The organism is Serinicoccus kebangsaanensis (genome assembly GCF_008919445.1).
Classification (GTDB): Bacteria; Actinomycetota; Actinomycetes; order Actinomycetales; family Dermatophilaceae; genus Ornithinicoccus; species Ornithinicoccus kebangsaanensis.
Genome location: NZ_VSLG01000002.1, coordinates 1 through 23,910 on the forward strand (window position 1 = coordinate 1; position 23,910 = coordinate 23,910).

31 protein-coding genes are annotated in these 23,910 nt (G+C 72.0%); 10 read left to right on the plus strand and 21 right to left on the minus strand.

The window, feature by feature from the left end:
• Positions 1-52 precede the first annotated feature (52 nt).
• Positions 53-559, minus strand: a complete 507-nt coding sequence (locus FXF60_RS02130) for a DEAD/DEAH box helicase (RefSeq protein ID WP_151523623.1) — start codon at positions 557-559, stop codon at positions 53-55.
• Positions 556-1,026, minus strand: a complete 471-nt coding sequence (locus FXF60_RS02135; RefSeq protein WP_151523624.1) for a MarR family winged helix-turn-helix transcriptional regulator — start codon at positions 1,024-1,026, stop codon at positions 556-558. The genes FXF60_RS02130 and FXF60_RS02135 overlap by 4 nt, the downstream gene beginning before the upstream one ends.
• A 55-nt stretch (positions 1,027-1,081) precedes the next feature.
• Between FXF60_RS02135 and FXF60_RS02140 the strand changes: the two genes are divergently transcribed.
• The gene (locus FXF60_RS02140) at positions 1,082-2,515 is read left to right on the plus strand and encodes an MFS transporter (protein ID WP_192796557.1); all 1,434 of its coding nucleotides are present in this window, start codon (positions 1,082-1,084) and stop codon (positions 2,513-2,515) included.
• 255 nt (positions 2,516-2,770) lie between these two features.
• On the plus strand, positions 2,771-3,175 hold the full coding sequence (locus FXF60_RS02145) for a hypothetical protein (protein ID WP_151523626.1): 405 nt from the start codon (positions 2,771-2,773) through the stop codon (positions 3,173-3,175).
• Positions 3,176-3,356: 181 nt separating this feature from the next.
• Here the strand turns inward: FXF60_RS02145 and FXF60_RS02150 are convergent, their stop codons facing one another.
• The 4 genes from FXF60_RS02150 to FXF60_RS02160 all read right to left on the minus strand — a co-directional run bounded on the left by FXF60_RS02150 (position 3,357) and on the right by FXF60_RS02160 (position 6,685).
• Positions 3,357-3,770 (minus strand): DUF6928 family protein, encoded by a 414-nt coding sequence (locus FXF60_RS02150; RefSeq protein ID WP_151523627.1) that lies wholly within the window; start codon positions 3,768-3,770, stop codon positions 3,357-3,359.
• On the minus strand, positions 3,749-4,006 hold the full coding sequence (locus FXF60_RS16415) for a hypothetical protein (RefSeq protein ID WP_192796558.1): 258 nt from the start codon (positions 4,004-4,006) through the stop codon (positions 3,749-3,751). The genes FXF60_RS02150 and FXF60_RS16415 overlap by 22 nt, the downstream gene beginning before the upstream one ends.
• Before the next feature lie 357 nt (positions 4,007-4,363).
• A complete protein-coding gene (locus tag FXF60_RS02155; RefSeq protein WP_151523628.1) occupies positions 4,364-5,404 on the minus strand; it encodes a lactonase family protein in 1,041 nt (346 codons plus the stop codon).
• Between the two features lie 30 nt (positions 5,405-5,434).
• On the minus strand, positions 5,435-6,685 hold the full coding sequence (locus FXF60_RS02160; RefSeq protein WP_151523629.1) for an alpha-amylase family protein: 1,251 nt from the start codon (positions 6,683-6,685) through the stop codon (positions 5,435-5,437).
• Positions 6,686-7,532: 847 nt separating this feature from the next.
• Between FXF60_RS02160 and FXF60_RS02170 the strand changes: the two genes are divergently transcribed.
• Positions 7,533-8,462: a LysR family transcriptional regulator gene (locus tag FXF60_RS02170; RefSeq protein WP_192796559.1), complete on the plus strand. Its 930-nt coding sequence runs from the start codon at positions 7,533-7,535 to the stop codon at positions 8,460-8,462.
• Positions 8,463-8,495: 33 nt separating this feature from the next.
• Here FXF60_RS02170 and FXF60_RS02175 read toward each other — a convergent pair whose 3' ends face one another.
• The 4 genes from FXF60_RS02175 to FXF60_RS16905 all read right to left on the minus strand — a co-directional run bounded on the left by FXF60_RS02175 (position 8,496) and on the right by FXF60_RS16905 (position 11,656).
• Entirely contained in the window at positions 8,496-9,374 is an 879-nt protein-coding gene (locus FXF60_RS02175) for an aminotransferase class IV (RefSeq protein ID WP_151523632.1), read from the minus strand.
• Positions 9,375-9,413: 39 nt separating this feature from the next.
• The gene (locus tag FXF60_RS02180) at positions 9,414-10,394 is read right to left on the minus strand and encodes a formylglycine-generating enzyme family protein (protein WP_151523633.1); all 981 of its coding nucleotides are present in this window, start codon (positions 10,392-10,394) and stop codon (positions 9,414-9,416) included.
• 141 nt (positions 10,395-10,535) lie between these two features.
• Complete coding sequence (locus FXF60_RS02185; protein ID WP_238335656.1) at positions 10,536-11,102, minus strand: AMIN-like domain-containing (lipo)protein; 567 nt, start codon at positions 11,100-11,102, stop codon at positions 10,536-10,538.
• 89 nt (positions 11,103-11,191) lie between these two features.
• Positions 11,192-11,656: a MarR family winged helix-turn-helix transcriptional regulator gene (locus FXF60_RS16905; protein WP_192796560.1), complete on the minus strand. Its 465-nt coding sequence runs from the start codon at positions 11,654-11,656 to the stop codon at positions 11,192-11,194.
• A 109-nt stretch (positions 11,657-11,765) separates the two neighbouring features.
• Between FXF60_RS16905 and FXF60_RS02195 the strand changes: the two genes are divergently transcribed.
• Positions 11,766-12,587 (plus strand): alpha/beta fold hydrolase, encoded by an 822-nt coding sequence (locus FXF60_RS02195; protein WP_151523636.1) that lies wholly within the window; start codon positions 11,766-11,768, stop codon positions 12,585-12,587.
• A gap of 19 nt (positions 12,588-12,606) precedes the next feature.
• Here FXF60_RS02195 and FXF60_RS02200 read toward each other — a convergent pair whose 3' ends face one another.
• On the minus strand, positions 12,607-13,944 hold the full coding sequence (locus FXF60_RS02200) for an FAD-dependent oxidoreductase (RefSeq protein ID WP_151523637.1): 1,338 nt from the start codon (positions 13,942-13,944) through the stop codon (positions 12,607-12,609).
• Here FXF60_RS02200 and FXF60_RS02205 point away from each other — a divergent pair.
• On the plus strand, positions 13,943-14,209 hold the full coding sequence (locus FXF60_RS02205; RefSeq protein WP_151523638.1) for a YdeI/OmpD-associated family protein: 267 nt from the start codon (positions 13,943-13,945) through the stop codon (positions 14,207-14,209). The genes FXF60_RS02200 and FXF60_RS02205 overlap by 2 nt on opposite strands.
• Position 14,210: 1 nt before the next feature.
• Here the strand turns inward: FXF60_RS02205 and FXF60_RS02210 are convergent, their stop codons facing one another.
• Positions 14,211-14,687 carry a hypothetical protein gene (locus FXF60_RS02210; protein ID WP_192796581.1) on the minus strand — a complete coding sequence of 159 codons (477 nt, stop codon included), beginning with the start codon at positions 14,685-14,687 and terminating at the stop codon, positions 14,211-14,213.
• 89 nt (positions 14,688-14,776) lie between these two features.
• Here FXF60_RS02210 and FXF60_RS02215 point away from each other — a divergent pair, with 89 nt between their 5' ends.
• On the plus strand, positions 14,777-15,355 hold the full coding sequence (locus FXF60_RS02215; protein WP_151523640.1) for a TetR/AcrR family transcriptional regulator: 579 nt from the start codon (positions 14,777-14,779) through the stop codon (positions 15,353-15,355).
• A gap of 4 nt (positions 15,356-15,359) precedes the next feature.
• On the opposite strand, the gene FXF60_RS02220 is transcribed toward FXF60_RS02215, so the two are convergent.
• Positions 15,360-16,001 carry a pyridoxamine 5'-phosphate oxidase family protein gene (locus FXF60_RS02220; protein WP_151523641.1) on the minus strand — a complete coding sequence of 214 codons (642 nt, stop codon included), beginning with the start codon at positions 15,999-16,001 and terminating at the stop codon, positions 15,360-15,362.
• 53 nt (positions 16,002-16,054) lie between these two features.
• Here FXF60_RS02220 and FXF60_RS02225 point away from each other — a divergent pair, with 53 nt between their 5' ends.
• Positions 16,055-16,630: a dihydrofolate reductase family protein gene (locus tag FXF60_RS02225; protein WP_151523642.1), complete on the plus strand. Its 576-nt coding sequence runs from the start codon at positions 16,055-16,057 to the stop codon at positions 16,628-16,630.
• Here FXF60_RS02225 and FXF60_RS02230 read toward each other — a convergent pair.
• The 3 genes from FXF60_RS02230 to FXF60_RS02240 are packed head-to-tail and all read right to left on the minus strand — an operon-like array spanning position 16,627 to position 18,515.
• Positions 16,627-17,052, minus strand: coding sequence for a VOC family protein (locus FXF60_RS02230; RefSeq protein ID WP_151523643.1), 426 nt, complete (start codon positions 17,050-17,052; stop codon positions 16,627-16,629). The two genes, FXF60_RS02225 and FXF60_RS02230, sit on opposite strands and share 4 nt — an antisense overlap.
• A gap of 57 nt (positions 17,053-17,109) precedes the next feature.
• A complete protein-coding gene (locus FXF60_RS02235; RefSeq protein WP_151523644.1) occupies positions 17,110-17,781 on the minus strand; it encodes a nucleoside/nucleotide kinase family protein in 672 nt (223 codons plus the stop codon).
• A gap of 5 nt (positions 17,782-17,786) precedes the next feature.
• The gene (locus tag FXF60_RS02240) at positions 17,787-18,515 is read right to left on the minus strand and encodes a class I SAM-dependent DNA methyltransferase (protein ID WP_151523645.1); all 729 of its coding nucleotides are present in this window, start codon (positions 18,513-18,515) and stop codon (positions 17,787-17,789) included.
• A 64-nt stretch (positions 18,516-18,579) separates the two neighbouring features.
• Between FXF60_RS02240 and FXF60_RS02245 the strand changes: the two genes are divergently transcribed.
• Complete coding sequence (locus FXF60_RS02245; protein WP_151523646.1) at positions 18,580-19,236, plus strand: DUF2461 domain-containing protein; 657 nt, start codon at positions 18,580-18,582, stop codon at positions 19,234-19,236.
• On the plus strand, positions 19,236-20,024 hold the full coding sequence (locus tag FXF60_RS02250; RefSeq protein WP_238335692.1) for a hypothetical protein: 789 nt from the start codon (positions 19,236-19,238) through the stop codon (positions 20,022-20,024). The genes FXF60_RS02245 and FXF60_RS02250 overlap by 1 nt, the downstream gene beginning before the upstream one ends.
• Positions 20,025-20,028: 4 nt before the next feature.
• Here the strand turns inward: FXF60_RS02250 and FXF60_RS02255 are convergent, their stop codons facing one another.
• The 4 genes from FXF60_RS02255 to FXF60_RS02270 form a co-directional block, all read right to left on the minus strand.
• Positions 20,029-20,814: an alpha/beta fold hydrolase gene (locus tag FXF60_RS02255; protein ID WP_151523648.1), complete on the minus strand. Its 786-nt coding sequence runs from the start codon at positions 20,812-20,814 to the stop codon at positions 20,029-20,031.
• Positions 20,811-21,353, minus strand: coding sequence for a helix-turn-helix domain-containing protein (locus FXF60_RS02260; protein ID WP_151523649.1), 543 nt, complete (start codon positions 21,351-21,353; stop codon positions 20,811-20,813). Before FXF60_RS02260 ends, FXF60_RS02255 begins: the two co-directional genes overlap by 4 nt.
• 41 nt (positions 21,354-21,394) lie before the next feature.
• Positions 21,395-21,877: a lamin tail domain-containing protein gene (locus FXF60_RS02265; protein WP_151523650.1), complete on the minus strand. Its 483-nt coding sequence runs from the start codon at positions 21,875-21,877 to the stop codon at positions 21,395-21,397.
• Positions 21,878-21,979: 102 nt separating this feature from the next.
• Positions 21,980-22,831 carry an alpha/beta fold hydrolase gene (locus FXF60_RS02270; RefSeq protein WP_151523651.1) on the minus strand — a complete coding sequence of 284 codons (852 nt, stop codon included), beginning with the start codon at positions 22,829-22,831 and terminating at the stop codon, positions 21,980-21,982.
• 58 nt (positions 22,832-22,889) lie between these two features.
• Between FXF60_RS02270 and FXF60_RS02275 the strand changes: the two genes are divergently transcribed.
• Positions 22,890-23,354, plus strand: a complete 465-nt coding sequence (locus FXF60_RS02275; RefSeq protein ID WP_202879527.1) for a MarR family winged helix-turn-helix transcriptional regulator — start codon at positions 22,890-22,892, stop codon at positions 23,352-23,354.
• Positions 23,355-23,372: 18 nt separating this feature from the next.
• Here the strand turns inward: FXF60_RS02275 and FXF60_RS02280 are convergent, their stop codons facing one another.
• Complete coding sequence (locus FXF60_RS02280) at positions 23,373-23,888, minus strand: YqeB family protein (RefSeq protein WP_151523652.1); 516 nt, start codon at positions 23,886-23,888, stop codon at positions 23,373-23,375.
• Between the last annotated feature and the right edge of the window lie 22 nt (positions 23,889-23,910).

A 23,910-nucleotide genomic window follows, 5' to 3' on the forward strand; every position in this document is an offset into this window, starting at 1 on the left:
GCCGCGTCCTCGTCTGGCACACACGCCGGAGACGACGACCTCAGCTACCGCGCTACACCACTATGCGGGACTCAGCTACTGCGCCGTCCTCGTGGCCGGTGAGCCATTGCACGCCTGCGAGCTGATAACCACGCAGCCTCGCCGCCAGTCCTGCGTTCGCGAGCGTGTCGGTGAGACGTAGTGCGCTGTGGAGGTGCCGTGTGGTGGCCTTGGCGGTGTGAATGTGAGCGCCGTCGGTGACGACGGCGCAGTGCGCCGCCACCGGCAGGAGCGCAGTGTCGGCGTCGGGGTCTCGAGCGATGTGTGTCCAGGCCCGCAGCGAGTCACTGTCGGTCTGCGCTGGCTCACGGTCACGGAGCCAGTGCCATCCCTCGTGCAGGCTCATCTCGTGGCCGGGGACGTCTCGGGTCACGATCATGTCGCCGTCAGGGATCGCCAGTCGCATCGTCGCCGTGGTGTCGGCGGGTGAACCGGAGTCGTCGAGCGTGGCCGGGTCGGGCGTCCAGAGGAACCAGCTCGCACGCTCAGGCAAGTAGGTCAGTTGTGAGTCGGCGGTCACGGACTCTCGTCCAGCAGGGCGCGGGTGTTGTGCAGGCTGGTCTCGATGAATCGTGCGATCACCTCCTGCTCGCGTGCGGTGAACCCGGCCAGGGTCGCGCGGGTCTGCGCATCCAGGCGCCCGTAACGGTCCAGCATCTGCTCACGCGCCGCCGGGACGGCTTGGATGAGCACGCGGCGCCGGTCAGCGCCATCGCGGACCCGCTGCACCAGCCCGGTTTCGGTCAGCCGGTCGATCATGTGCGTGATCGCCCCGGTGGTCAGCCGCAGCCTGCGTGACAGCTCGCCGGCCGGCAGTGGTCCGTCCACGATGACTTCGTGCAGGCACGCTAGATCAGAGGGACCGATGCCTGCCTCACGGGCGACCGCCTCGTTCACCGCATCGACCGCCGACAGCCACGGGGGCAGGGCGCGTGCGATCCGCTCCACCGCATCGGGCTCCGCCGGGGTCTTGCCATCACTCGCCATCTCGATAGTGTACCTGAACTACTCATTATCTTATTCATTCAGATATTATGTGGGCATGCGCACTCGAACTCTTGGCCTCGTCGCGATCCTGCTGGCAGTCTTCGTCGACCTGCTCGGCGTGACGATCGTGACCGTTGCCCTGCCCTCCATCACCACCGACCTGGACGCCAGTGCCGCCCAAGCCCAAGCGGTGCTGTCCGGCTACACGCTGACCTTCGCGGTCGGGCTCATCACTGGCGCCCGGCTGGGCAAACTGCTCGGCCTACTGCGCGCGTTCGTCATCGGCGTGGTCGGCTTCACCCTCGCCTCCCTAGCCTGCGGACTCGCCGATGCCGCGTCGCTGCTCGTGGCCACCCGCGTCATTCAAGGACTGTTCGCGGCGCTCATGGTCCCGCAGGTCCTAGCGTTCATCCAGCTCATGTACGAACCGAGCGAGCGAGCCAAGCCAATGGCCGCGTTCTCCGCTCTGCTGGGCATCGCCGCCGCCGCGGGTCCGATCCTCGGCGGCGTGCTCATCGCCCTGGACCTGTTCGGCACGAGCTGGCGAGGCGTGTTCCTGGTCAACGTGCCCATCGGCATCGCCGTCGTCATCCTGGCGCTGCGGACCCTGCCGGCGGCACGCTCCGAGACTCGGGTCCAACTCGACCTGCTCGGTCTGGCGCTGTCGGCGGCCGCGCTCTTCCTGATTCTGCGAGGACTAGCGGGGCTCGCCGACACCGACACGCCGCTCATCGAAGCCGCCGCCATCGCCGGCGGCGCGGTGCTATTCGTGGTGTTCCTGATCCAGCAGCGCACCAGCGACCGCCGTGGCGGTCAGCCGTTGGTGCCGTTGGCGTTGCAGCAGCGCAGCACCTTCCGGTCCGCGATGGCGGTCCAAGTGCTGTTCTTCATTCCCGTGATGGGCTTCTCCCTGGTCATCACCCAGTACGTCCAGAGCCATCTCGACTACAGCGCCCTCACTGCCGGTCTCGTCGTGCTGCCCTGGGCGATCCTCACCGGAGTCGGCGCGGGCATCGGCACCACCGCGCTCCTGCCACGCCTGGGACGTCTCGTCATACAAATCGGCCTTCTCACCATGAGCCTGGGCATGGCGATGGTGATCCTCGCCGTCCTTCTGGCCTCCGACCAGCCCGCCTTCGCTTCGTTCCTGCCTGGTACCGCCATCGGCGGGCTCGGCATGGGACTGGTCGTCGGACCGCTAACCGAGACCGCCCTGGCCCGAGTGAGTCGCGACCACGCCTCGGAGGCATCTGGCCTGTTCAACAGCGTCGGACAACTCTCAGCCAGCTTCGGCTTCGCCACCGTCGGCAGCACCTACTTCGCCATCACGGCAACCGCAAAGAGCCCTTCCGATTCCGCCTACGACCATGCACTCACCATCGCGCTGAGTGGCGGCATCGCCGTCGCCCTCCTCGCGGCCGTGGTCGCCTACCGCCTACCCAGGCATCACATCACCGGCAGCACCCCGACCCCTACGCCAGATGCCTAGAGACCGCCACCACCATCGGCTCGAAAAGGGTGGTCACCGGGCCAACAATCGGTCCATCGCCTCAAGCCTGTGAGACGCCTTTTGGACGCGTGCCGCGCCGCGGGACCATTCGATTCGCGACACCTGCCAGGGGCCTCGCGCACGAGTGACAGCTGAGGACGTAGATCGGCTGTAGAGAATGAGGGCTAGACCCCTCAGTCGCTGGAGTAGTCTGCGTTTCGCGTACCCACGGGGTTCGGTGAGAGGAGGTTCTAGATGCACGCGAGCACTCGTCGAAACATCGCAGCCGCGATCATGTTGCTGCTGATGCTGGCTCCCTTCATCATGCTTACCGACCCCAGCTCGGACGTGGGCCACAAGGCGTTGCTCGCGAGTCTTGGCCTTGTCGTCGTCTGTCTTTGGCGGGTATGCGTCGCCCTGTGGGGGCCGATCGTCGCTCTGTTGACGTGGGGTACTGCCTGGCCCCTTTACTTCCTGATCTCGTGGCTACTCGCGGCCGGCCTGTGGCCCGCACCTGATCACTCCTGGGGGCACTTCTCGTTCCTCTTCCCCATCTGGGTGGCCATCGTGTTGCTCGCCGGCGGCACGCTCGTGCATCTGCTCGAAACAGAACATCGCCAGGCCACCTCGCCACCCGCGTTGAGAACTTCAGACGCGTAGATCTATAGCTCGGTCAAACCACAGAACGGTCGCCGACACTGCATCAACGACCTGGCCGACCTGTCGACAAGTCCTGCGCTCGGGTCCTCGCGCCACAGCGAGCGAGAAGGACAGGACGTCGACCCCGGTGAGGCGCCAGGTCCCACTCACCGGACGTGACGCGCCCGCGCGCTCGCCAGCGCTATAGCGGCGGCACCTGGTAGGTGTCGACCTTCCAGTCCCAGGCGCTCATGTCGTGCGGGTCCAGGTCCAGCAGCGAAGTGATCACCATCGCCATGAGCACGTCGGAGACCTCCACCCACAGCCCGTCCCGGTCGGGCAGACGTCCGTCCTCGCCAGGAACGGGTTCGGCGTTGGCCACCCAGGTCCAGAAGGGGATCTCGAACTCGGCCGGGTCCCCCACCAGGTCGCCGGTGTCGGACTCGTCCAGGCCGTAGCTCAGCCGCCGCTTCAGCCGGCCGCGCTCCCACCAGTCGAACTCCTCCCACCCCACCTTGGTGTTGCGGGCGACGTGCCTCATCTCGCCCGCGGTGATGTCCAGGGTGCGCCAGGGCTCGATCCGCGGGTCCAGGCTCAGGATGCTGGTGCTGGCCATGAGTACGTGTGCTCGTCCGTCCCGAAGGCGACGACCTCAGGGTCCTCCTCGGTCAGAAGGAACTCGCCCAACCGATGGCCCGTCCGTACGGGCTGCATCGGGATCCCTCGTAGAGCGTGGTACTGCTGCACCACCGACCGGGGACCGCCCCTGGGCCGCAGCCACTGCACGATGTCGAAGGTGTCCGCCACCGGCGGGAACTCCTCGATCGGGTCCTTCGGGGCTCCTCCGCGCATGACCCACACCTTAGGTTCATCCAAGGAGCGGACAGCGTCCGGAGCCCGCTCGAGATCGGTCGTCACCGAGTCAGGCTCAAGACCTGATCAGGCCCGACACGACAGAGGTTCCACGAGTTCTCACCGGGTCCTGGGTGGACGCGAGTCGGAACCGGCCATTCGTGACGCTCGGTCGGTGCTCAGCCAACCACTCACGACGCTCGGTCGGTCCTGAGGCAACCACAGGCGACGCTCGGTCGGTCCTGAGCCAACCACAGGCGACGCTCGGTCGGTCCTGAGCCAACCATTCGCGACGCTCGGTGGGGTGAGGTGGTGGGGCGGTGGGCGTGGTGGGGGTGGGTAAGGCGGGGCGTGGGTTTAGAGCGGGAGGGCGCGGACCCAGTTGGCGCCGGCGCCGGTGTCGTAGCGGCCGAGCTCGGTGAGCGCACCGTCCGCACCGACGGAGACCAGGGCCACGTCGGTGTCCTTCTCACCGGCGACCACCGCGAGGGTCCCGCCGCCCAGGACGGCGAAGCCGCGTGGCTGCGCCACGGTCCCGATCATCGACACCGGCTCGCCGAGCGAGCCGTCGGCCAGGACCGGCAGGCTGGCCAGGGTCGACTCGGAGCGTTCGCTGGCCAGCAGGAAGCTCCCGCCCCGAGCCAGGTGCAGGTCCGCACCCCAGACGAGGTGCCCCTCCACCGGGTCGGCGCCCAGCTCGCTGTGGCGCAGCCCCCGGTCCTGGGCGTAGGCCGGGGTCTGACCCTCCAGCAGCAGGTCGCCGCTGGCGTCGCGCCGGTAGGTCAGCGCCTCGCCGGAGAACTCGGTCAGGACGTAGGCGTGCGACTCGTCCTCGTCGAGCACGAGGTGCCGGGGCCCGGACCCCTCCGGCGCGCCGGCGGTGGGGGGCGCCAGCGGGGAGAGCCCGCCCGCGGGCGAGAGGGCGTACTGCGCGACGACGTCGCCGCCGAGCGACACGACGTAGAGCTGTCGACCACCACCGGCGAGCGCCACGCAGTGCGCGTTCGGCCACGAGACGGACGCCGTCGGGTCGTCCACGTGACCGTCCCCGTCGACCCCGAAGACGTGCGCGCTCCCGCCGCCGTAGGACGCCCCCACCAGCAGGCTGCCGCCGTGCGCCAGCGCCAGGTAGGTCATCGACGCCTCGACGTCGGTGCGCGAGAGGTGCTCGAGCCGGCCGGTCTCCCGGTCCACGGCGAAGACATCGATGCCGGGGGGATCGCCCTTGGCCGCGGCATACACCAGGTCGCGGTCCGCGTCGATCACGAACGTGCCGCACCCCTGCCCCACCTCGCTGACGGCGATCCGCTCCAGGGACGGCTCGCGCTCGCCGCCGGTGAGGCGGAAGGTGCTGATCGTGCTGTCTGCGGCGTTGGCCACGAGGACGAGTTCACTCATGACCCCACGGTATGCGCTGCGCCGTCGGCGTCAGCGGTCGGCGTCGGCCGACCAGGCGAAGAGCTCGCCGTCCGCGCCGGACACCGTGACGGAGGCCTCCGGTGCGAGGTCGAGGGTCACGCGGATCCACTGGTCCTGCCCCGCCGAGGTGTAGGTGATCGACTCGTTGCTCCGGTCGTCCACGGTGGTGCGCGCCCGGGCCAGCCAGGCGTGCTGCCGGCGCAGCCCGATCAGCCCCCGGTGCAGCGACTCCATCCAGGCCCCGTCGTCACCGAGGTCCGCCGGGCTCGTCGGCAGCTCGGGACGGATCTCGTCGTCACCACCCAGCCGCTCCTCCTTGAGCCCGCGGTATGCCCGCTCGTCGCCGTAGTAGATCGAGGGCATGCCCCCGACGGTCATGAGCACGGCCAGCGCCAGGACCGCGCCGGGGTCACCGACCCGGGTCGCGATCCGGGTCACGTCGTGGTTGCCCACGAAGGTCTGCGGCACGAAGCTCTGGAGCAGTGCGTCGTGGCGCTCCAGGGCGTGCGCGAGCTCCCAGAAGTTGGTGTCCAGGATGGAGCTCCAGACCGCCTTCCACAGCTCGTACTGGGTGACGGTGTCCAGCCCGCTCGCCGCCACGATCGCGGCGTAGTCGCCGTGGATGACCTCCCCGACGAAGAGCGCGTCCGGGAACTCCTCGCGCACCCGCGCGGTGATCCGGGACCACGCCTCCTCCGGCACGGCATACGCGACGTCCAGCCGCCAGCCCGCGACCCCGCGCCGGAGCCAGCGGAGCATCACCTCGACCACCAGGTCCTCGACCCGCTGGTCGGTGTGGTCCAGCTCGACCAGGCCCTCGTGCCCCTCCCAGCTCGCGGCCCCGCCGTCGGCGGACCGCTTGAGCATGCCGGCCCGCTCCTCGTCCCGCGTCAGCGGATGGTCGGCGGCGACGTGGTTGAAGACGCCGTCCAGCAGCACCGACAGGCCGCGCTCGCGACACTCCTCGAGCAGCCGGTCCAGGTCGGCCTCGTCACCGAGGCGCGGATCGATGCAGGAGTGGTCCAGCGTGTCGTAGCCGTGGCTGCGCGAGGCGAAGACCGGACCCAGCAGCAGCCCGGAGCACCCGAGCTCGACCAGGTGGTCGAGCCAGTCGGTCAGCCGGGGCAGCCGGTGCTCCACCGCGGCGTCGGCCACCTCGCCCTCGAGGACGTCGGGTGCCCCCAGGGCGCGCAGCGGATAGACGTGCCACCAGATCGCGTGGTCGAGCAGACGGGCGGCGCCGGGCGCGGTGGTGGCCATGACCCCATCGTCTCAGTCCTCGGCCCCGGGCGGGCAGCACCAGTGCCAGGGTGAGCGCCGTGGCACCGGCGGCCAGCCCCACCGAGGTGACCAGGGGGAGATGGCCGGCGAGCGCGGCGAAGCAGGTGCAGAAGACGAAGTAGCCGGGCAGGGTGCGCAGCAGCGAGGTCGCCACCGCGTCGGCTCCCGGCGACCCCTGGTGCCGCCAGACCAGCAGCGCGACGAAGGTCGAGACCGCCGGGAAGGCGCCCAGCGCGGCGCCCATCCGCGGGCCGAGCAGCCCGGCCGCGGCGACCAGACCGGCCACGGCGAGCCAACCCACCAGGGCCCGCGCCGCGAGGCTGCCCACGCTCAGCGGCGCACCGGCTCCGATCGAGGTCGTGCCGCGGCGTCGGGCGACCCACCACCGCGCACCGACCATCACGGCCGCACCGGCCACCAGGGCGGCGACCGCCGGCGCCCGTGCGACCAACCAGGCCGTGCCGGCATACGCCAGGCAGGCGGCGAGGAAGGCCCACGCCGCCGACCACCGACGGCTCGTCGCGAGGAAGACCAGCGGCGCGGCACACTGCGCGACCACGTGCGACCCGAGGCTGCCGGCCAGCACCCCGGCGGCGACGGTCCCGGACTCACCCCCGATCACCGTCACGGCGAGGACCGGACTGAGCGGCAGGGCGGTGACCATGCCGGCGGCGGCCGGGCCGAAGCGTCGCTCCATGGCGGCGGCGAGCAGGATGACGAGGGGGACGAGGAACAGCGAGGGGTGGGGCACCTCTCCAGCGTGACGCGGCTATCACGTGGGCACAAGCGATGCTTTATGACGCAATCTCATGTGATAATCCGATGTATGGAGCTGCGTCGCCTCCGCCTGCTGGCCGAGCTGGAGCACCGCGGCACGATCGCCGCCGTCGCCGAGGCCCTGTCCTTCAGCCCGTCCTCGGTCTCGGTCCAGCTCGCCGAGCTGGAGCGCGAGGCCGGCTCGGTGATCCTGCAGCGGGTCGGGCGGGGCGTCCAGCTCACGGCGGCGGGCCGGCTGCTCGCGCAGCACGCACGGGAAGCGCTGTCGGCGGACGAGGCCGTGCGCGCCGAGATGGCGGCGACCGCCGAGCGGCCCGGCGGGCGGCTGCGGATCGCCGTCGTGCAGACGGCCGCCCTGGCGCTCGTCCCGCCGGTGCTCGCGGGCCTGGCCCGGAGCGCTCCCGAGCTGCGCGTCGAGGTGGTGGGCAGGGAGACCGAGGCGGCGCTGGACGAGCTGCGGGCCCGCGGCCTGGATCTGGTCGTGGGGATCGACTACGAACCCGTCCCGACCAGCCGGCACCGGGACGTGCACCGGACCGACCTGCTGCAGGAGGACGTGCTGGTCGCTGTGCCGGCCCGGACGCGGCCCCGCCTGGGCGTCCCGATCGACGTGCGGACACTGGAGTCCGCGGCGTGGGCGGCGAGCCGACCGGGCAGCGGGCACAGCGCCGCGGTGGAGTATGTCTGTGCCCGCCACGGTGGTTTCGCCCCGGACATCCGGCACCGCACGGACGACTCGTTGATCCTGCGGGCGCTCGTGTCGTCGGGCCACGCGGTGACCCTGCTGCCGGCCCTCATCGGGACGGCCACCCCGCAGGTGGCCGTCCGGCCGGTCGAGGGCACCCCGTTGGTGCGGACGATCTTCTCCGCCACCCGTGAGGCGCTCCGTGGCAGCCCGGGGGTCGAGGCGGTGCGGGCGGCCCTGCACCAGGCGGCCCAGGTCGTGACGCAGGACCGCACCGACGTGCGGGCGCTCTGAGGTCGGCCGACCCGAGTCGCGGGACGGCGCGCCTCAGCCGGCCGTCTCCTGCTGGACGAGGGCACGGTAGGCGTCGAGCAGCCGGCGCCACTGCGGACCGGGCTCGCCGGTCCCGATCGGGCGGGCGTCGATCGTGGTGACCGGCACCAGCTCGCACACCGTCCCGGTGACGAAGACCTCGTCGGCGGTGTAGAGGTCGAAGAGCGTGAGCTTGTCCTCGTGGGTCTCGACGCCGAGCTCACGCCCCAGCCCCAGGACGATCTCGCGGGTGATGCCGTGCAGGCAGGCCGTCGCCACCGGGGTGCGCAGGACGCCGTCGGTGACGCAGAAGACGTTGGCGGTGTCCGCCTCCGCGACGAAGCCGTCGGTGTCGAGCATCAGCGTGGCGTCCACCTCCTCCTCGTCCAGGATCTCCAGCCTCGCCAGGATGGAGTTCAGCTGGTTCGAGTGGTGGATGGAGGGGTCCAGCACCTGCGGGGTGGGCCGCCGGATGCTCGCCGTCCGGAGTCGCTGCGGCGCCGGCGCCGGGGCCACCGGCTTGTGCTCCGGGACGATCACCAGGGTCCCCGACGGTGGCGCGTTGCGCGGGTCCATCCCGGACGTCGAGCGACTCCCGCGGGTCACCATGAGCCGGATGTGCGCATCACCGGTCATGCCGTTCGCGGCCAGCGTCTCCTCGATCGCGGCCGCGATGCCCGCCTCGTCCAGCGGGAGCACGAGCCGGACCGCGTGGGCCGAGGCCCGGAGCCGTGCCAGGTGCTGCTCCAGCCGGAAGACCCTGCCGTTGTAGACACGCATCCCCTCCCAGACGGCATCACCGGACTGGAAGCCGGCGTCGAACACCGAGATCTGCGGCTGGTCCGCGGGCACGACCTCGCCCCCGACATACACCTTGAGCTGAGCGACGGACACTGCGGCTACCTCCTGCTGGGACTGGATGACGGTCAGGGATCAGGGTGCCAGCCCGCGACCACCGGCGACCGCCGGGACGACGCACCGGAAGCCGAGGTTGCCACTGGCGGAGTCCGGGTCGTTGCTCGTCCTCGCGGCCACCCGATAGCGGTTGCAGTAGGAGTCGTGGCACAGGTAGGAACCGCCACGCATCACCCGCGCGGACCCGCTGCGGGGACCCTGCGGGTCCTGGGTCGGCGCGGCGGTATGCGCGGTGCCCCACCAGTCGGAGCACCACTCCCACACGTTGCCGGCGACGTCGAACAGGCCGTAGCCGTTGGGCGGGAAGCTGCCGACCGGCGCGGTCCCGGCATACCCGTCCTCCGCCGTGTTGCGCACGGGGAACCTGCCCTGCCAGATGTTGCACCTGTGCTCGCCTCCGACCAGCAGGTCCTCACCCCAGGCGTAGCGTGCGCCCACCAGGCCGCCGCGCGCGGCGCACTCCCACTCGGCCTCCGTCGGGAGCCGGCCGCCGACCCAGGCGCAGAAGGCCCGGGCGTCGTCGTGGTCGACGTGGACGACGGGGTGGTCGGGGCGCTCGGAGATGTCGCTGCCGGGCCCTTCGGGCGCCGACCAGACGGCACCGTCCACCCGGCACCACCAGGGCGCGCCCGGAGGTCGTTCGCCGCCGCGCAGGCGTCCCGGCAGGAACCCCGCGAAGACGAAGGACCACCCGAAGCGCTCCGCGCCGGTGCGGTGGCCCGTGGCCTCGACGAAGGCGGCGAACTGGGCGTTGGTCACCGCGGTCCTGCCGATCGAGAACGGGCTGAGCCGCACCTCGCGGAGCGGCCCCTCCCCGTCCCCGGGGTTGGCGTCCGGGTCCTCGGACCCCATCTGGAAGTTCCCCCCGTCCAGGTGCACCAGGTCCAGCAGGCCGGCCGGGGCCGGCGACCCCTCCGCCGCCCCTCGGTCACGGTCGATGACCGGGCGTTCACCCTGGGGCGCGCAGCACCGCGCAGCAGGCTCTGGGGCGGGGTCCATGGCCCCATGGTCCCCCACGACCCCGCGAGCACGACCCTCTGGTGCGGAGGGACTGCCCGGCCCCGGCACTCCCAGCCGGTCCGTCCACCATCAGCCTGGAGGAACAGGCCGACAGCTGACGAACCGGCTGGGAGTGGTCCGTCACCAGCGGTGGGCGACGTCGATCACCAGCCGTTGTCCGTCGCCCGGGCCGTCGAGGACGAAGGCCCGCATCGGCAACCGGGCGCGAACCCCCATGCCGATGGAGGTCTGACCCTCGAAGCTCCCGCCGAGGCGCACCTGGCGCAGCGTCCGGTAGCCCGTCGTCCCCACCAGCTCCGCGGGGCGGGCCGGGTCGTAGACCGGGTCACCGTCGGCGTCGTAGGTCGGGTTGCCGACCAGGACCTCGAGCTTGGCTCCGCCGCGCAGCGACAGGGCCTGCCCGCTCCCGGGGGCACGGTAGGTGTTGACGTAGCGCACGGAGTACTCCCCCGCGTCGCCCGAGACGTCCAGGACGACCCGGTCGAAGCAGTCGTGCCGTCCGGCGCGGACGTCGGTCAGCGGGGCCTGCTCCACGTCATACCCCGTGACCTTGGGCAGCGAGCCCCAGTGGATGCCGCAGTACGGCGCCGCCTGGGCGGCGGGCGCCGCGGCGATGCTGCTGACCGGCGTGAGTGCCAACCCCGCCAGCATGGCGCTGGCCAGGAGGGCACGTGGTGTGGTTCTCATGACGACCTCCTCGTCGTGCAGTGGTGCTCTCATGTCGCACGGGGGAGGAGAAAGGTTGCCGCGCAGATACGCCCGGCGAGGCGTCGGGCTCAGACCGGTGCGGTGAGGCCGCCCGCCTGCTCGGCGTCCAGCGAGGACGCCACCCGCCGCAGCTGCAGCTGCAGCTCACGCACCTCGTCGGCGGACAGGCCCAGGACCTCCAGCAGACGGCACTGCACCCGGTCGCTGTCCTCGAAGATCGCCTGGCCCGCGGCGGTCAGCTCCAGCACCCACGACCTGCCGTCCCCGGGCGCCGGGCCACGCCTGATGACGTCGCTCCCCTCGAGCCGTCGCAGGATCGGGGTGAGGGTGCCATGGTCCAGGTGCAGCAGGCTCGCGAGCTCCTTGATCGACAGCGGACCACGACCGCCGAGCACCACCACCACGAGGTACTGCGGATAGGTGAGTCCGTGCCGCTCGAGCAGCGGCCGGTAGCGCCGGGTCATGGCCCGGGAGGCGGCATACAGGTCGAAGCAGAGCAGCTCCTCCAGGTCCACGCCCGCGGAACGGTTCACGACACACTCCAGACGTCTCGGGTGACCGGGAGTGTAGCTCCGGGTTGCGGCACCACCGGACACCACTAGCATATCTTGTGCACAAGACATCTCGACCGAAGGAGAGACCGTGCCCACGCTGAACGCCCAGGACATCTCGCTGGCCTACACCGACTCCGGGGGCCAGGGCCGCCCCGTCGTGCTCATCCACGGCTGGCCGCTGCGCGGGTCGTCCTGGACCTCGCAGGTCCCCGCGCTGGAGGAGGCCGGATACCGGGTCATCACCTACGACCGTCGCGGTTTCGGCGACTCGGACAAGCCGGCCGACGGCTACGACTACGACACCCTCGCCGACGACCTGGCCGCCCTCCTGGACGGTCTGGACCTGACCGACGCCAGCCTGGTCGGCTTCTCCATGGGTGGGGGCGAGGTGGCCCGCTACGTCGGTTGTCACGGCACCGACCGGCTCCGGTCCGTCGTCTTCGCCGCCGCCGTCCCGCCGTTCCTGCTCACGACGGACGACAACCCCGACGGCGCGCTCGAGGAGGCGGACGTCCAGGAGATGGAGCAGGGCGCGCGCGAGGACCGCGAGTCCTTCCTCGACGGCTTCACCACGAACTTCTTCAGCGTCGACGGCGAGCTCGTCGTCGACGAGGAGCAGCGACAGGACGCCCTGACGATGCAGACTCCGGCTCGGGACGAGGCGGTCGTCGGATGCATCGACGCCTTCGCCCGGACCGACTTCCGGCAGGACCTGGAGGCCCTGACCGTGCCGACCCTGGTGCTGCACGGCGATGCCGACGCGGTGGTGCCCTTCGAGGCCTCCGGCCAGCGCACGGCCGCAGCCGTTCCCGGCTCCACGGTCACCGTGGTCGAGAGGGCGCCGCACGGGCTGAACGTCTCCCACGCCGAGGAGTTCAACCAGGCGCTGCTGTCCTTCCTGCGCGACTGAGGGTCCGGGGCCTGCCCGCTCACCCCGAGCGGCGCAGGCCCCGCGCCAGTGCGGCGGCACCTGCCGCGACGGGCAGCGCCAGCCGGAGCACCAGACGACCCGACGGCGTGGCCGAGCGCCGGATCCACGACACCGGCTCCAACGAGTCGTTCACCGCGCGGGCGGCATACTCCCGCATCCGCCGCTCATAGGCCGCGACGGCACCGACCACACCTGTGCTCGCGCCGGCCCGGCCCAGCTCCTCGACCAGTGCGGCCGCGTCCCGGACCGCGGTCGCGGCGCCCTGCCCGCCGGTCGGGGGCATGGCGTGCACCGCGTCACCGATCGCGGTGACGGGACCGGCCGACCACGGCGCGATCCCGGCAGGGTCCGCGGCGAGGAAGCGGAAGCCACCGACCGTGCGCCGGTCCGACCAGGTCAGCAGGTCGAGCGTGGCGTCGGCCCAGGACCGCTCCCCGAGGACCTGGGTCACCCGGTCCACCAGGTCCGACGGGGGCACCTCCTTGAGCCGCTCCGGCAGCAGCCCTTCCGTCCCCAGGAACCCCCAGATCACGACCGGCTCGGTGGTCCGGGCGAGTGATCGGACGCCGACGTGCGCCGGTCGCCCCCGGGGGTCGTGCAGCGAGGCGAAGAGCCCGGCGCCTGCCGGTCCGACGGCCAGCATCGGGTCCTCCCGGACCAGTGCCTGTGCCCCCTCGGGGAGCGAGGCCCACGGAGTGCGTCCGGCGACCCCCACCAGCCCCGTGGGGGTGCTCGTGGGCGACCCGGCCAGCGCGGCCGCCAGCTCGGACCCCGCGCCGTCGGCGAGGACCAGCAGATCCGCCTCGAGGCTCGTGCCGTCGTCGAGGTCCACCTCGACGAGCTGTCGCACGGTGCGGTGCCCCACGACCCGCAACCCGGTCCGCAGGGCCGACCCGAGCCCCTCGGCCAGCACCAGCCGGAGCGTCACGCGGTCGATCTCCACCGAGGTGCCGGGACCCTGGTCGTCCGAGGCGCGTACCAGCAGTCGTCCGCGGTGGTCACGCACCGCGATCCGGAAGTCCTCCGAGCCCATCGAGGAGCCGAGCAACAGCTCGTGCCGCTCGCCGGGCAGCAGGGTCTCCAGGGCCGCGAGCGCCGTCGGCCCGAGGTGCAGCTTGTAGCCGCCGGTGCGCGCGAGGTCGACGTCCGGCTCGACCACGGTGACGGCATACCCCCGGCGGAGCAGTCCCTGGGCCAGCGCGAGCCCGCCGATCCCACCCCCTGCGACGACCACCCGCATCATCGGCTCCGCCCCGCTGGCCCCGTCCTCATGCGGTCGACGCTCGCAGGTCGCGGACCGGACGTCCACCGGGACCGGGGGATATCCTCGCGACATGGCGACGTCGACGGTCCCCGGTGGCAAAGTGCACGACCTGCCCGACGACCTGCGGGCCGAGCTGACCGGTCACGACGACGCGCTCGCGGCGTGGCTGGACATCACGCCGCTGGCCCGTAACGAGTTCATCTGCTGGGTCGAGGACGCGAAGAAGGAGCAGACCCGCGCCCGCCGGATCCGTCGCACGCGGGAGGAGCTCGAGGACGGCATGCGCCGACCGTGCTGCTGGCCCGGCTGCAGCCACCGGGAGAAGACCGGCAGCTGAGTCAGGCGGTCGCGAGCAGGTCGACGCCCAACGTGGCCAGCACTCCGAAGAGGACGCCCCACAGGATGATGGACACGACCTGCCACACGATGACGCCTCGAGTGTTGGCGCCGAAGGCCACGAGTGCCCCCGACGTGATCTGGCTCGGCAGCACGGTCTGCCCGAGCAGGCTCACACCCGGCACCCCGAACCGGTCGAAGATGCGGTGCAGCCGCTGCTTCCGCGGTGACATGTCCTCGGGAGCCTCGACCCCCCTGAGCCGACGGATCCGGTCGCCGAAGAGCACGACGAGCACCATGCTGATGACGTTGCCCACGACCGCCGCCACGATGGCCACGACCGGGTTGAGCCCGGCCACCACCCCGATGACCGACCCGAAGTAGCTCTCGACGAAGGGGATGGCCGAGACGGCGATCACCCCCAACCACTGCAGCACCGCGGGAAGCCCGGCGGTCCACTCCTGAAGACCCTCGATCACAGCCATACCCCTCTCGTCGTTGTTAGTACGGCGTACTAGCTGTATGTTAGCACGGTGTACCAGCACAGCGTACCAACGAGGGAGGCAGGGTGACCGAGGACCGGCGGACCCAGATCGTCGACGCCGCCCACCGCCTGGTGCAGCGCTCGGGGATCGAGTCCATCAGCGTGCGCAGCGTCGCCCGGGAGGCCGGGATCGGGGCCAGCACCCTGCGCCACTACTTCCCCACGCAGGCCGACCTCTTCGAGGTCCTCATCGAGCCTGCCGTCGAGCGCATGCTCCCCGACCTGCGGATCCACGACCAACGTGTGGCACCACGGCGCCGGCTGACCGAGTGCCTCATGCAGTACTTCCCCGCAGAGTTCCTGCGACCGGACACGGTGTCGCTCTGGTTCGCCTCGTATGCCGTCGCCGTCGGGCCCACCGCCACCGAGCACGGGACCAGGACCCTGGAGCGGATGGCCCAGGTGTCCCGTGGACGGATCGAGCGGTGGCTGACGCAGGTGGAGGACGAGGACGCGCTGCTGGTGGACCGCCGCACGGCCATGCTGCAGGTCATGACCGTCCTGGACGGCATCTGCGTGCAGCTCATCACCCCGGGCACGATCTTCACGCCCGACGACGTGCGGCCGATGGTGGAGCGTGCGGTCAGCGCCGTGGTGCGCTGACCTCCTACGGGAATGCCGGGTATGCCGCCCGCACGGCGTGCACCGAGGCGGGCGTGGGCGCGGTGGTGCCGGGAGTGGGCTCCGGCTCCCCCGCGACGAGCCGCAACGGCACGACGCCGGTCCAGACGCTGCGCTCGCTCGGGGCGTCAGCACCCCCCGTGCGGGACTTGAACAACCACGACCCCTCCTCGATGGGCAGCACCAGGCAGGTCGTGGCGGCCACCTCGCGCCGGGTACTCGCCCGGATCTCGGTCGTCCGGCCGGGCAGCAGACGGTCGGTCAGGCGCTCCAGACCCTGCCAGGCCTCCTCGCCGCCGATCTCGACGGCCGTGCCGCGCAGCACCGCGCTGCGGTAGTTCGCCGAGGAGTCGAAGGCGCTCTCGGCCAGCACCAGACCGTCCAGCGCGACGACGGTCAGGGTCAGCGGCGCGCCCGCGACGAGGTGTCGCAGCGCGCCGGCCCCGGTGGAGCCGTGCAGCAGCACGCGGTCGCCGTCCCGGGCGACCAGGAGCGGCACGGACCACGGCATCCCGTCCACGACCGTGGACAGCACCCCCACCGGCATGCTGTCGAGGAGCTCGTCCAGGCGCGCCCGGTCCTCGGTGTAGCGGTCGGGCTTGCGGGTCGGGGTCGACAGGTCGGTCATGGCACCATCGTCGCGCACCGGCGGCATCCCGCACACCGCGACGAGAGGAAACCATGCGCAGGCTCGTGTACTACGTGGCCACCACGCTCGACGGCTTCATCGCCGGCCCCGACGGGACAGACCCGAGCGGGTCGGACTTCCTCCCGGTGACGCCGGATCTCGTGTCCTTCATCGCCCGGCACCACCCCGAGACGCTCCCCGCACCGGCACGCCAGGCGATGGGGATCGACGGGCCGGGCACCACCTTCGACACCGTCCTCGAGGGTCGCGCGTCCTACGAGCTGGGGCTCGCGGCCGGGATGACGGACGCCTACCCGCACCTGCGCCACCTCGTCTTCTCCAGCACGTTGCAGCGGCACGACCCGGCGGTCGAGGTGGTCCGCGGCGATGCCCTGGAGCGGGTGCGCTCGCTGAAGGCGGAGGAGGGCAGGGACCTGTGGCTGGTGGGCGGAGGCACCCTCGCGCACTCCCTGCTGCCCGAGATCGACCGCCTCGTGCTCAAGCAGAACCCGACGGTGATCGGGGCCGGGGTGCCGCTCTTCGCCGGGCCGTTCCAGCCGCACGTCTTCCGCCCGGTGGACCAGGTCCTGCTGGAGTCCGGGGTGCGGGTCCTGACCCTCGAGCGCTAGCTGCTGCGGCTCGCGCGCTGCTCCCGGTAGTGGGGGTTGGCCATGATCCCCAGGATGTTGCCGAAGGGGTCGGCCACCGCGGCGGTGACGAATCCCTCCCCACGCGGGGTCGGCTCCTCGTAGGCGGTCGCACCCAGCTCCAGCAGCCGGGACCACACGGCCTCCAGGTCGTCGACGGCCCAGTAGGCCACGACGCCACCCTCGGTGCCCTTCGGGCCCGCGAAGCGCCGGTCGACGATGCCGAGCTCGGTCTGGTCGTCACCGATCCGGAACTCGACGTACTGCGGCGGCTCGGGCGGCTCCGGCATGGCGAAGTAGCTCTCGACCCCCAGCAGCTCGGCATACCAGTCGCGGGCCTGTGCGACGTCGTCCGCGAAGTAGCTCAGGGTCGCGATCCCGCGCAACGGGCTGGTGGTGGTCATGGGTCCTCCTCGGTGGTGGCCGGTGGCCCCGAACCTAGCCCGAGGGACCGACGAACCTCACCCCGAGCGGACCGACCAGCCGGTGTCCGTCTCGCGCAGCACCAGGTCCGCGGGGTCCGACCGGTCCCGGACCGTGCTGGCGTTGACCTCGTCCACCCGCGCCACCCACGCCCGGGCCCGCTCTGCCCCCTTGCCCCACGCCTCGTGCCGGGAGACCAGGCGGGCCTGCCGCACCCCGGCATCCACCGCGACCCACCAGACCGCGTCCAGCTGGGCCCGCGCCGCCCGCCACCGGTCGTCCCGGAGCAGCAGGTAGTTGCCCTCGGTGAGCACCAGGCGCGCGGTCGGCGGGATGTGCAGAGCGGCCGCGAGCGGCTGCTCCAGGTCGCGCTCGAAGCCCGGGGCGTAGACCGGCCCCGACCCCGGCGCGGGGCGGCGCACCCGGTGCAGCAGCGCGGCATACCCCTCGACGTCGAAGGTCTCCGGGGCACCCTTGCGGTCGGTCAGACCCAGCCGCGCCAGCTGTGCATCGGCCAGGTGGAAGCCGTCCATCGGCAGGTGCGCGGCCCACCCCTGCCCGTGGACGGCGGTGAGCTCGCCCAGCAGCAGCCGCACCAGGGTGGACTTCCCCGCCCCCGGCTCCCCGGCAATCCCCAGCACCGCCCGGCCACCCTCCGCCCCGTCCACCAGCGCCTCGGCGAGCGTGCAGAGCTGCCGGAGGCCGGGCATACCGGTCACTCCTTCCGCCAGATGGACACGTGGCTCTCACTCTCCCCGGTGAACTCCGCACCGCGCCAGTCCGCCGTCCGCCGCTCCAGCCGCAGCCCCGCCAGACGGGCCATGAGGTCCAGCTCGCTGGGCCAGACGTAGCGGAAGTGGTGCGGGAAGTAGGCGTAGGACCCGTCTGCCTGCCGCGAGTAGTGGTGCGACATCGCCTGCTGGGTCACCGGGTCGTAGGTGTCGAGCCCGACGTGCTCCTCGCTGACGTCGAAGGGCACCGCGGCCTGGCCGGGCGGGAGCCGCCGCAGCGACGGCACCCCGACCTCGACCACGAAGCGTCCGCCCGGCTCGAGGTGCCGCGCGGCGTTCGCGAAGCAGGCGACCTGCTCCTCCTGCGTGGTGAGGTTGCCGATGGTGTTGAAGACGAGGTAGACGAGCGAGAACAGACCCTCGACCCTCGTCGTCGCCATGTCGCCGACGGTCACCGGCAGGTCCGGCGCCTTGCGGTGGAGCTGGTCGGCCATCGGTCGGGACAGCTCGATCCCCACGACGTCCACGCCGCGCTCGGCCAGGGGTATGCCGACGCGCCCGGTGCCGATCGCCAGCTCCAGGGCGCGGCCGGCGCCGGCGAGGTCGGCGAGCAGGTCGACGGCGGGGTCGAGCACCTCCGGCGCGAACATCGCCGCCGAGCTCTCGTCGTAGCGCGCGGCCGTCCCCTCGTCCCACAGGTCGCTGGTCGTCATGGCGCCAGCCTGCCGCCGCGGCCGTCCTCGTCGCCACCGCATTTCCTCGGGCACACTGAGGGCCATGGCCTCCTTCACCGGCATCCCGCACGCCGCGACCGACTTCTACGCGCGGCTGGAGCAGGACAACACCAAGGAGTTCTGGGCGGCGCACCGGGAGGACTACGAGCGCGACGTGGCCGGGCCGCTGCGCGCGCTCACCGACAGGCTCGCCGACGACTTCGGTGAGGCCAAGCTCTTCCGCCCGCACCGGGACGTGCGCTTCTCCGCCGACAAGAGCCCCTACAAGACGCACCAGGGGGCCTACGTCCCTGTCGCGGAGGCGACCGGGTGGTACGTCCAGGTGTCCGCGGACGGCCTCATGCTCGGCGGCGGCTGCTACCAGATGGACGCCGCCCGGCTGCGGGCCTACCGCGCCGCCGTGGACAGCCCCGGCACCGGTCAGGAGCTGGAGAGCCTGGTGGCCGGGCTCCGCGAGGGCGGCTGGGAGATCGGCGGCGACCGCGTCAAGACCGCCCCGCGCGGCTGGGACCGCGAGCATGAGCGGATCGAGCTGCTGCGGCACAAGAACCTCACCTGCATGCGCTGGGAGCAGGACGGCGACATCGTCACCACCCCGCGGCTGCTGGACGAGGTCCGTGGGCTGTGGGAGCAGGTGCGTCCCCTCGTCGACTGGTTGGCGGCGACCGACACCGGCCCCCGGGCAGGTGTCGACCGGTGATGATCCGGCCCGCCGAGCTGACGGCGATCAGGCAGGGTCAGATCGACCTGGCCTTCCGCCGCTGGGACCGGCCCCGGGTCAAGGTCGGCACCCGGCTGCGCACCTCGGTCGGTCTCATCGAGGTGACCTCGGTGGATCAGGTCGCCACCTCTTCGCTGCGGGCCGAGGACGCCCGCCGGGCCGGCGCCGCCAGCCTGGCCGCGCTCCGGGCCGGCCTCGCGTCGAAGGCGGAGCGACCGGCATACCGCGTGGGGTTGCGGTATGCCGGTCCGGACCCGCGCACCCAGCTCCGGGAGCAGATCCCCGACGCCGAGGAGATCGGGCGGTTGCGCGCCTGGATGGACCGGCTGGACGCCGCGTCCAGCCATGGCCCGTGGACACGGGAGACGTTGCGCCTCATCGACGAGAACCCCGGCGTGCGGGCGCCCGAGCTCGCCGAGGAGCTCGGCCGGGAGACGCTGTCGTGGAAGGCGGACGTGCGCAAGCTCAAGGAGAAGGGGCTCACCGAGTCCCTCGCCATCGGCTACCGCCTCTCCCCCCGCGGTGAGGCTGTCCTGGACCACGGCGGGCCGGCCCGGCGGCGGGACCCGCGACCGACAGGCACCGGCCTGCCCCGCTCGATCGGGGCCCAGGCGACGCGCGCACTGCACGCCGCTGGCGTCAGCACGGTCGAGGAGCTGGCCGGGTGGACCGAGGTCGACCTGGACGGGTTGCACGGCGTCGGTCCGGTCGCCGTGGCGCGGCTCCGGGAAGCCCTGGGCGAGCTGGGTCGCGGGTTCGCCGGCTGACGCCTCACGGCCCGACCGCACCCACGACCTCCAGGTCGGCGGGCAGGTCCTCCCCGCGGATCCAGGCCAGGACCGTCGCGTTGAACAGGTCTGGATCCTCGCCGTTCCACCCGTGGTGCAGCCCCGGCGCCGATGCCGCGTGGGCACCGGTGATGATCCCCAGGCCCACCTCCAGGCTCCGCCGCACCGGCGCGAGCTCGGCCCCGCCCGCCAGCAGCAGCACGGGGAGGGCCGTCTGGAGCGGTGGCGGCGCGAAGTCGGTGACCTCCTCGTAGACGCGTCGGAAGGTGCGGTGCGGGACGCCGGTGGTGTCGGCGACGTAGGCCTCGTGCGCCTCGGCGGGCAGCTGCATCGCCCGGGCACCGACACGGGCCAGCACCCTCGAGGTCATGACCGGCGCGCCCCACCGGGCGACACCACGCCAGAACCAGCTCGGTGTCACCGGCTGCAGGCTCACCCCGGAGAGCACGAGGGAGGCCAGCAGGTCCGGGTGGTCCCGCAGCAGGTGCCACCCGACATACCCACCCAGCGAGAGCCCGACGACGTGCACCGGGCCACCCTGCCGGGCGAGCTCCTCGGCCACCAGGTCGGCGGTGTCGGCGAAGGAGGTCCACTCCACCTCGCGCGAGCCGCCGAACCCCGGCAGGTCGATCGTGAGGCAGCGCACCCGACCCGCCAGCCCCGACACCTGGTCGGCCCACATCCAGCTGCTGGTGCCGAAGCCGTGGAGGAAGGCCACGGTGGGCGCCTCGTCGGGCCCGCCGGCGTGGACCTGGGTGGCGAGTCTCATGCCTGCCCCCTGTCGGGTCTCGGCACGACCACCGAGGCCAGGGTGTAGGGGCGCGTGCCGGCACGCGGCCCCTGCTGGAGCATCTCCCCCACGAGCTCCTCCAGCCGGGACCGCATCTGACCGCGCTCCGCATCGGTGAGGTGCACCACGACCCGGTTGTAGGACAAGCCGGCGTCGAGGAGCTCGGGCACCGTGGACTCGTCCAGTGCTGCGGCGAAGGTGTCCATCAGCGAGGCGACGTAGGTGGCGAAGAAGCCCCGGTGCTCCGAGACCGACGCATCGCGCAGGGCGTCGGGCTCCAGCCGGTCCATGCCGGCCGCGATCCGCAGCAGCCGGTCACGTTCGGTGGAGCCGTCGGCCACCTCGAGCACGCCGGCGTCCAGGAGCGCGCTCACGTGCCGGTAGAGCGTGGCCGAGGGCACGTCGTGGAGGCTCTCGGCCAGCTGCTTGGTCGTCGCGGTCCGCCCGGCCAGCTCCGAGAGCAGCCGCAGCCGCACGGGGTGGGCGAGGAGATCGAGCGGTGGACTGTTCCCGTTCATGAGAACAGCGTATTCTCATGAATGGGAATGTGGCAAGGGGCTCAGCAGGTGGTCGTCCCCGAGCGGTGCTTGGAGGCGGTGAAGGTGCAGGTGTCCTGGACCGAGCCGCGGCTGTTGCGCAGCGTGGCGGTGTCGCCGGGCGTGTTGTTCCACACGTAGTTGCCCTGGCCCCAGTAGACGTGGCCCGCGGCGTTCCTGCCCTTGCCGGTGTGCAGGACGACCGCCTTGCCGGGCTTCAGGGTGAGGTTCTTCGGGAAGGTGAACCGGTGGTTCTGCTTGTCCCTCACGGTGTAGCCGGACAGGTTGATGGTGCTCCGTCCGGTGTTCTTGATCGTGATCTTCTCGCGGTTGATGTGCGCGTTGGTGCGGTTGTCCTTCCCCGACGGGTCCGCGACGAAGGTGGTGAACCGGAGCGCGGACGCCGCCTCGACCGACGGCACCGGGCCGGCGCCGAGCACCAGGGTGCCGGTGAGCGCCGCGGCGGCGCAGAGGGCGGAGAGGAGTCGGGCAGGGGTCGCGAACATGGGGGGCCTCCAGGACGGGCGGTGGGTGACACCGGGGTCCCGGGCAGCAGGAAGTTACCAGAAGGTAGGCGCGCGCTGCTCCACCCGCAGGGGTGAGGAGGCTCAGAGGTCGTGGCGCCGCAGGAAGCCCGTGACGGCGGCGTTGAAGCCGGCCGGGTTCTCGAGGTTCGGGTAGTGCGCGCCGCCCGGGACCTCCTCGTGGTCCGCGTCCGGCACGACCTCGGCCAGGCGCCGGCCCAGGCGACGGTGGTCCTCCCCGTCGAGCGCGCCGGGCAGCGCCAGCACCGGCACCGAGATGCCGGCAGCCCGCTCCCACGTCTCGGTGACCGGGGTGGGTGGCACGGGAGGCAGGGGTATGCCGTCGGCCCCCACCCGCAGGTGTCCGGCCAGCGTCTCCCGCGCCATCGTCTCGACGAGGTCCCACACCTGCGGGTCGACCTCGGCACGGTCACGCCCGGGACCGTGCGTGAACCGCAGGAAGGCGGCGATCCACCCCTCCAGGTCGGCCTGCTCCTCGGCGCGCCGCCAGGCGGCGAGGGTCTCCAGGGTCCAGCTGTCGGCGAAGTCCGGCTCACTCGTGCCGGTGCCGCTCACCACGAGCCCGGCCACCCGGTCGGGGTGCTCGAGCGCGGTGTCGACCGCGATGCCGCCACCCATGGACACGCCGACGAGCACGGCGCGCCCGACCCCGAGCGCGTCGAGCAGCTCCACGACGTCGTCGGTCAGGCGGTATGCCTCCTCCGCGTCGGAGGTGCCGCCGTGGCCCCGCGCGTCGGGTGCGAGGACGAGCCGGTCCGGGAAGGCCTCGAGCTGCGGCTCCCACATCCGGTGGTCCACCGCCCCGCCGTGCAGCAGGACGAGCGGGGTGCCGGTGGCCTCGCCGCGGGGGGCGCGCAGGGCATACCGGACGCTGTGGGAGCCGAGCTGGGCGGAGGTGGGCGAGGAGGCGATCATGACAACCAAGGTGTCATATGTCGTTCTCGTTGACAACCCAGGTGTCATACTGACCTCCGTGGACACCCCTCTGGACCCCACTGCTCTCGCGCCCCGCCTGGCCGAGGTCTACGGCGTGCTCGGGCCGATCTACCGGCGGGTCGCCCGGATCGTGGAGCGCGACCAGGAGGTGATGGGGATGTCCGTCGGGGTGCGCGCGGTCCTGGACCAGCTCCGGCACGAGGGGGACCTGACCGTGCCGGAGATGGCGAGGGAGCAGGCGCTGAGCCGGCAGTTCGTCCAGCGGATGGTGAACGACGCGCTCGAAGCCGGGTTCGTGCGGCTGCGGGACAACCCGGCGCACCGCCGCTCCCGCCTGGTGCAGCTCACCGCCGCAGGACGGCAGGCGATCGGAGCGGTCCACGACCGCGAGCGCGGGCTCCTCGCCGAGGTCGGGGGCGAGCTCACCGGTGCCGAGCTCGACGCGACCCTGCGGGTGCTCCGGCAGATGCTGCTCGCCCTGGAGGACATCGAGCGTCGCTGAGCCTGCGGCCGCCGTCGCTCAGCGGTTCTCGCCCGTCGCGGGCCCGCCCTCCCAGGGGTAGCCATGGTCGACGAAGGCGCGACGGACGGCGTCCTTGTCGCCCTCGATCTCGTCGTCGAAGAGCACCCGCCCCTCCTTGGCCTCGATGACCGTCTTGCTGCCCCTGCGGTGCACGCCCCCGACCGTCTCCCGGGGGATGACGCGCTGCACCTCGCCGTAGCGCCGCACCTCCAGCGCGTCGTCCCTGACCTCGAGCACCGGGCTCTCCAGGATCACCCACAGCCCGAAGGCGAGACCGAGGACGGCCCCGATGAGCGGTCGGCCCCACACCAGCCAGGTGCCCTCGAAGGAGGAGAACAGCTCCAACGGGCCCTGGAAGGGCACCCAGGGCAGTCCTGCCGCCCACTGCGCCACCAGCGGCAGCAGGAACCCGGCCGCCACCCCGGCGAGCGCGAAGCCACCGGCCACCAGGGAGCGACCCGCCCCGTCGAAGCCTCCGACGACCGTTCCCGACCCGTCCCCACCGTCTGTCATGGCCCCCATGCTAGGACGCGCC

What these genes read in the sequence shown, in the direction of transcription:
- FXF60_RS02135 (WP_151523624.1), bottom strand. Translation starts at nt 1,026, where the DNA reads ATGGCGAGTGATGGCAAGACCCCGGCGGAGCCCGATGCGGTGGAGCGG.
- FXF60_RS02140 (WP_192796557.1), top strand. Translation starts at nt 1,082, where the DNA reads ATGCGCACTCGAACTCTTGGCCTCGTCGCGATCCTGCTGGCAGTCTTC.
- FXF60_RS02145 (WP_151523626.1), top strand. Translation starts at nt 2,771, where the DNA reads ATGCACGCGAGCACTCGTCGAAACATCGCAGCCGCGATCATGTTGCTG.
- FXF60_RS02150 (WP_151523627.1), bottom strand. Translation starts at nt 3,770, where the DNA reads ATGGCCAGCACCAGCATCCTGAGCCTGGACCCGCGGATCGAGCCCTGG.
- FXF60_RS16415 (WP_192796558.1), bottom strand. Translation starts at nt 4,006, where the DNA reads ATGCGCGGAGGAGCCCCGAAGGACCCGATCGAGGAGTTCCCGCCGGTG.
- FXF60_RS02155 (WP_151523628.1), bottom strand. Translation starts at nt 5,404, where the DNA reads ATGAGTGAACTCGTCCTCGTGGCCAACGCCGCAGACAGCACGATCAGC.
- FXF60_RS02160 (WP_151523629.1), bottom strand. Translation starts at nt 6,685, where the DNA reads ATGGCCACCACCGCGCCCGGCGCCGCCCGTCTGCTCGACCACGCGATC.
- FXF60_RS02170 (WP_192796559.1), top strand. Translation starts at nt 7,533, where the DNA reads ATGGAGCTGCGTCGCCTCCGCCTGCTGGCCGAGCTGGAGCACCGCGGC.
- FXF60_RS02180 (WP_151523633.1), bottom strand. Translation starts at nt 10,394, where the DNA reads ATGGACCCCGCCCCAGAGCCTGCTGCGCGGTGCTGCGCGCCCCAGGGT.
- FXF60_RS02185 (WP_238335656.1), bottom strand. Translation starts at nt 11,102, where the DNA reads ATGAGAACCACACCACGTGCCCTCCTGGCCAGCGCCATGCTGGCGGGG.
- FXF60_RS02205 (WP_151523638.1), top strand. Translation starts at nt 13,943, where the DNA reads ATGGCGACGTCGACGGTCCCCGGTGGCAAAGTGCACGACCTGCCCGAC.
- FXF60_RS02200 (WP_151523637.1), bottom strand. Translation starts at nt 13,944, where the DNA reads ATGTCGCGAGGATATCCCCCGGTCCCGGTGGACGTCCGGTCCGCGACC.
- FXF60_RS02220 (WP_151523641.1), bottom strand. Translation starts at nt 16,001, where the DNA reads ATGACCGACCTGTCGACCCCGACCCGCAAGCCCGACCGCTACACCGAG.
- FXF60_RS02225 (WP_151523642.1), top strand. Translation starts at nt 16,055, where the DNA reads ATGCGCAGGCTCGTGTACTACGTGGCCACCACGCTCGACGGCTTCATC.
- FXF60_RS02230 (WP_151523643.1), bottom strand. Translation starts at nt 17,052, where the DNA reads ATGACCACCACCAGCCCGTTGCGCGGGATCGCGACCCTGAGCTACTTC.
- FXF60_RS02235 (WP_151523644.1), bottom strand. Translation starts at nt 17,781, where the DNA reads ATGCCCGGCCTCCGGCAGCTCTGCACGCTCGCCGAGGCGCTGGTGGAC.
- FXF60_RS02240 (WP_151523645.1), bottom strand. Translation starts at nt 18,515, where the DNA reads ATGACGACCAGCGACCTGTGGGACGAGGGGACGGCCGCGCGCTACGAC.
- FXF60_RS02245 (WP_151523646.1), top strand. Translation starts at nt 18,580, where the DNA reads ATGGCCTCCTTCACCGGCATCCCGCACGCCGCGACCGACTTCTACGCG.
- FXF60_RS02250 (WP_238335692.1), top strand. Translation starts at nt 19,236, where the DNA reads ATGATCCGGCCCGCCGAGCTGACGGCGATCAGGCAGGGTCAGATCGAC.
- FXF60_RS02255 (WP_151523648.1), bottom strand. Translation starts at nt 20,814, where the DNA reads ATGAGACTCGCCACCCAGGTCCACGCCGGCGGGCCCGACGAGGCGCCC.
- FXF60_RS02260 (WP_151523649.1), bottom strand. Translation starts at nt 21,353, where the DNA reads ATGAACGGGAACAGTCCACCGCTCGATCTCCTCGCCCACCCCGTGCGG.
- FXF60_RS02265 (WP_151523650.1), bottom strand. Translation starts at nt 21,877, where the DNA reads ATGTTCGCGACCCCTGCCCGACTCCTCTCCGCCCTCTGCGCCGCCGCG.
- FXF60_RS02270 (WP_151523651.1), bottom strand. Translation starts at nt 22,831, where the DNA reads ATGATCGCCTCCTCGCCCACCTCCGCCCAGCTCGGCTCCCACAGCGTC.
- FXF60_RS02280 (WP_151523652.1), bottom strand. Translation starts at nt 23,888, where the DNA reads ATGACAGACGGTGGGGACGGGTCGGGAACGGTCGTCGGAGGCTTCGAC.